Raw genomic sequence first — 4,998 nt, forward strand, 5'->3', positions numbered from 1 at the left:
GGCATTGCATACATGTGTTGTGCCACGATGATGCTGACCGAACCTAACATTGCTAAGTTAATTGCTAACTGAGCGTGCCAAGATGTGGTGAGAATTTCATATAGACCTTTATGACCTTCGCCAGTAAATGGCCCTTTATGATTTTCTAAAATTTCTTTCATACTGTGACCGATGCCCCAGTTCGTGCGGTACATGTGACCAGCAACGATGAAGAGTACAGCCAAGGCTAAATGATGGTGAGCCGTATCGGACAACCATAGACCGCCAGTGGTAGGGTTGAGACCGCCTTTGAAGGTGAGGAAGTCTGCATATTCAGCCCAGTTCAAAGTAAAGAACGGGGTCAAACCCTTGGCAAAACTAGGATATAGTTCGGCCATCTTGGTAGGATCCAAGAACTCATGTGGTAAGGGAATATCTTTTGGTGCGACACCAGAATCTAGTAATTTATTTATGGGTAGAGAGACGTGAATCTGGTGCCCTGCCCAAGACAGACAACCTAATCCCAGTAAACCAGCCAGATGGTGGTTCATCATCGACTCTACATTCTGGAACCACTCCAATTTTGGAGCGCGTTTGTGGTAGTGGAACCAACCAGCAAACAGCATCAAACCAGCCATGACGAGACCGCCAATCGCAGTAGCATAAAGCTGGGTGGAGTTGGTGTACCCCGACGATCTCCATAATTGGAACAAACCAGAGGTGATTTGAATCCCATGAAAACCGCCACCAACGTCGGCGTTGAGGATGTCTTGACCGACAACCGACCAGACGACTTGGGCACTGGGTTTAATTCCAGTAGGGTTGGTTAGCCACGCTTCATAATTGGAGAAACGGGCACCGTGGAAATACATCCCGCTCAACCATATAAATATGATGGCAAGATGTCCGAAGTGAGCACTGAAAATTTTGCGTGAAACGTCTTCTAGGTCACTGGTGTGACTGTCGAAATCATGTGCGTTGGCATGAAGATTCCAAATCCACGTAGTGGTTTTTGGTCCTTTCGCTAAGGTTCGATCGAAATGCCCCGGTTTACCCCACTTCTCGAAAGAAGTAGGCACTGGATCTTTGTCAACGATGACCTTAACTTTTGCTTCCCGCTCTGGCGGACTAATTGTCATGAGGATTCTCCTCTCTAGACAAGGAACGAGGTGATACCCAACTGTAAGTGCGCATTTTTTTAGTTAAACGGAGCCAAAAACCATGCTCGATCGGGTTGCTTCCAAAGAAGTTTCCACTCACGAGCCGTACTCGCACGAACGAAACAAGTTCGCTCGGTCGGTACCTCTGTTGATGAATTATAGGTTCTGGAACGATCGATATTCACCATTCGTTAACAATAATTCAAAGTCGCTCCCCAAGTTGCTTATATCGATTTCGATTGCTTTGGGTTGGTTGAAAAGTCAAGCCTAATAGATTTATTTTAAACAAACTTAATAATTACTGAAAATAGGCTCTAGTTAAAGGTTGGAACTATTTTTAAATAGAGCGGGAGTTGCGACTTTATTAACGCATCGAGATTTAATAGCGATAGTTTTGTTACATATATACATAAACGTTAATAACGAGAAAAGTTGCTAGACTTGGCTGCTGGGATGGGAAAAGATTGAAAAATTAAGATCGGTACCCGAATAATTTCTCAGCTAAAGTTTACGAAAAGTAACAATCTCGCGAATGCCGAAATTGGCGACCTCAAGATCGATTTCATAGCAAACTAGCTAAAAGGCAGTTAATGGCTAGTGGATAGGGCTAGGGCGGGATCGGTGAAAAACTCACCAATCCTAGTAAGATAGGCATGGCAAAAGTAATTTGGGAAAGCAGAGGTGCGGGTGTTAAGAGCGAATCTGAAGTGGAAATTAGTTTCTCGATTGGTAGGATCGTGCCTCGTCCTGATGCTGACGCTGGGGATCGCCAGTTGCGAACGATCTCCGGCTGCAAATAATGATTCGGCAGCGATGAGTAGTTCGGCTATGAGTGTTACGGATGGGCCGTTAGCGGAAGTGAATACGCCGATGAGTATCTTACAACTAGCCCCCAGCCTAGAAAAATATCAGCCACAAGTAGAGATTCTCAGCCCGCAGTCCGACGAAATCTTGTCAGACGATCGAGTCACGGTCAAATTTAAAGTCACGGATTTACCCTTATTTAAGCAGCCACAGTTAGGTCTGGGCAATCATCTCCATGTAATTTTAGACAAGCAGACTTATCAAGGTGTATACGATCTGAGTCAACCCTTGGTTTTTAAAAATCTAACGCCTGGAACCCATAGTTTGCGTGTATTTGCATCGCGTCCGTGGCATGAGAGTTTTAAAAATGAAGCTGCTTTCGATCGCGTCACGTTTCATGTTTTGACTAAAACTGCGGAAAATAATCCCGATCCCCAGCAACCGTTACTTACTTACAGTCGTCCGGCAGGTACTTATAGTGCCGAACCGATTATGCTGGATTATTATCTAACAAATGCGCCCTCTCATCCAGTCTCACCGGGCAGTCGGGATTTACCCGATTGGCGAGTGCGAGTCACTATCAACGACCAAAGATTTATCCTCGATCGCTGGGCACCAGTATATCTTCAGGGCTTTAAGGAAGGCAAGAATTGGGTGAGATTGGAGTTGGTAGACGATCGCGGTAATCCGTTACCGAATGTTTATAACGATACCGTGGGGCTTGTCACCTATGACCCTCGGACGAAAGATTCCTTGGCGCAACTGATTCGGGGCGAACTCAGCCCAGAATTGGCGCAAGGCTTGGTAAATCCTAACTCTACATCGATACCAACATCTACGTTAGCGAATTCTCCCAGGGGAGTCTCGCCCGTACCAAATAGCACTCCAGCACCCTTACTACCCCAGCCAATCGCGATCGCACCGCCACTGCCAAAGCCCAGCCCCACCCCCACGATCGAGCCAACTAATCCGCTACCAGTACCGCTCGTCAAAGCACCCAACCCAGCGCCAAATCCAGCACAGCCAGAGATCGATCGTTCGATCTCGCCATCGCCACAGCCTAAACCGACTGCCACGATCGCCCCATCGCCAATCCCCGCGCCGATCGTCATCGTTCCCGTACCAGTACCAGTCCCCCCTGCTCCCAGCCAAAAACCAGCCCCAGCGGTAGCAAAAACAGCACCCAATCCCATCGCTCCGGTAGTCATACCCGTCCCCGCTATCCAGCCGACACCGACGAGCGCACCTAAAGCGATCGCGATCGTGCCACCCCAAATCCCCGTCCAGCCAGCACCAGCACCCACCACGATCCCAGCACCGCCTGTCGCGACTCAACCGCAACTCCCCGCACCAGTCGCACCTCCGACTGCGCCCCCATCAACAGTTATTGCGGCTGGTGAAAAAACTTGGCAAACGCAAACGATCGAGTTAATCGAGGCAGCCAAGGTCAAAATTCGCGCTTTTACAAATACAATCCCTGCCAAAGCACAAAGATTTGCTCGCAATATGCAGATTTGGACGGGTAAAGCGATCGAATTTATCGATAGTTTACGCGATTCTCCAAAGTAGAGGCTCCGCCAACGAGGTTAGCTAAAATCATGAGGTAGTACTCAGTCAGGATAGATCTAGATGTGGCAAGAAATTGGCGCACATATTACCCGAGCCACTGGCAATAGTTTCGAGATTGGCGATCGTCAGTCCCTCAGTGGTGGTTGTATCAATCAAGTTTATCTAATTAGTAGTCACCAAACTCGCGATCGCTATCTGCTCAAACTCAATCGCGCAGCCTTAATCGAGATGTTTGTGGCGGAAGCGACTGGGTTATCAGAAATCGCTGCTACAGCCACGATCCGCGTCCCCGTGCCTATTTGCTGGGGTACGGTGGGCGAACATAGTTATTTAGTGATGGAATATCTAGATCTAGTCACCAACGCCGCCGTTGGCGGAGCCTCTCCGAAGGAGAATCGATCTTGGTGTGAAATGGGGCGCAATTTGGCACGGCTGCATCAATATCGATCCAATCGCCAGCAATTCGGCTGGCAGATCGATAATACGATCGGTTCGACACCTCAGATTAATACTTGGAACAGCGATTGGGCGACATTTTTTACTAACAACCGGATTGGCTATCAGCTCCAACTCGCTTGGCAAAACGGGGGTAATTTTCCCCAAGCGACTGCCTTACTAACTGCGATTCCTCGACTGCTAGCCGATTACCAACCGCCGCCAGCATTAGTACATGGCGACCTCTGGAGTGGCAATACCAGCTTTACGACTACTGGCACTCCAGTCATATTCGACCCGGCAACCCATTGGGGCGATCGCGAGGTCGATTTAGCCCTTACCGAACTCTTTGGGGGCTTTCCTGCCGCTTTTCACCAAGGCTACGACGAGATTTATCCGCTCGATCCTGGCTACTCACAGCGCAAAAACTTGTACAACCTCTATCACATTCTCAATCACTACAATTTATTTGGGGGCAGCTATCAAGCTCAGGCAAATCGGACGATCGGCATCTTACTCCGCTTAGCTTAGTTGGCAGCATAAATTCAGTTACTATCTTCTATCTCCCATCTCTTAACTAGATTCACGCCGTAGACTACTAGAGAGATTTAACAGCATTACCCGCACCTTGGAACATCACCCAAGACAAGAAAAAATTGGAGATAAAAATCGCCAGTAGCGAAGTGACAACCGCAGTTGTCGTCGATTGCCCGACCCCTTTAGCACCACCTGTAGTTGTCAAACCCCAACTACAACCGATAATCGCAATTAACGCCCCGAAACAAACGGCTTTAATCGGTGCGCTACAAAGATCCCAACCATTTAAAAAATTGCGAGCGGAATCTAGAAACACTTGGGTTGGCAATCCAAAAATACTTGTAGCAACCAGCAAGCCACCAATCATCCCCGTGACGATCGATAAAATCGTTAGTAATGGCAACATAATACAGCACGCCACCAAGCGCGGAATCACCAAATAATCGACGGGATCTGTTTTGAGAATATACAGCGCGTCGATTTGTTCGCTAACTTTCATCGTGCCAATTTCGGC

3 protein-coding genes and 1 pseudogene are annotated in these 4,998 nt (G+C 48.1%); 2 read left to right on the plus strand and 2 right to left on the minus strand.

All coding sequences use genetic code 11. The features are described from left to right. Positions 1 to 1,118 (minus strand): annotated as a pseudogene (gene psaA / locus RMO35_RS14950) (photosystem I core protein PsaA); the annotation flags it as partial. 708 nt (positions 1,119 to 1,826) lie between these two features. Here psaA and RMO35_RS14955 point away from each other — a divergent pair. Then, positions 1,827 to 3,512: a hypothetical protein gene (locus RMO35_RS14955; RefSeq protein WP_309742126.1), complete on the plus strand. Its 1,686-nt coding sequence runs from the start codon at positions 1,827 to 1,829 to the stop codon at positions 3,510 to 3,512. Positions 3,513 to 3,572: 60 nt separating this feature from the next. Next, a complete protein-coding gene (locus RMO35_RS14960) occupies positions 3,573 to 4,478 on the plus strand; it encodes a fructosamine kinase family protein (RefSeq protein WP_309742127.1) in 906 nt (301 codons plus the stop codon). A 67-nt stretch (positions 4,479 to 4,545) separates the two neighbouring features. Here the strand turns inward: RMO35_RS14960 and RMO35_RS14965 are convergent. Further along, on the minus strand, positions 4,546 to 4,998 hold a 453-nt coding region (locus RMO35_RS14965), incomplete at its 5' end, for an ABC transporter permease (protein WP_309742128.1).

This window comes from Chamaesiphon sp. OTE_20_metabat_361, assembly GCF_031364565.1.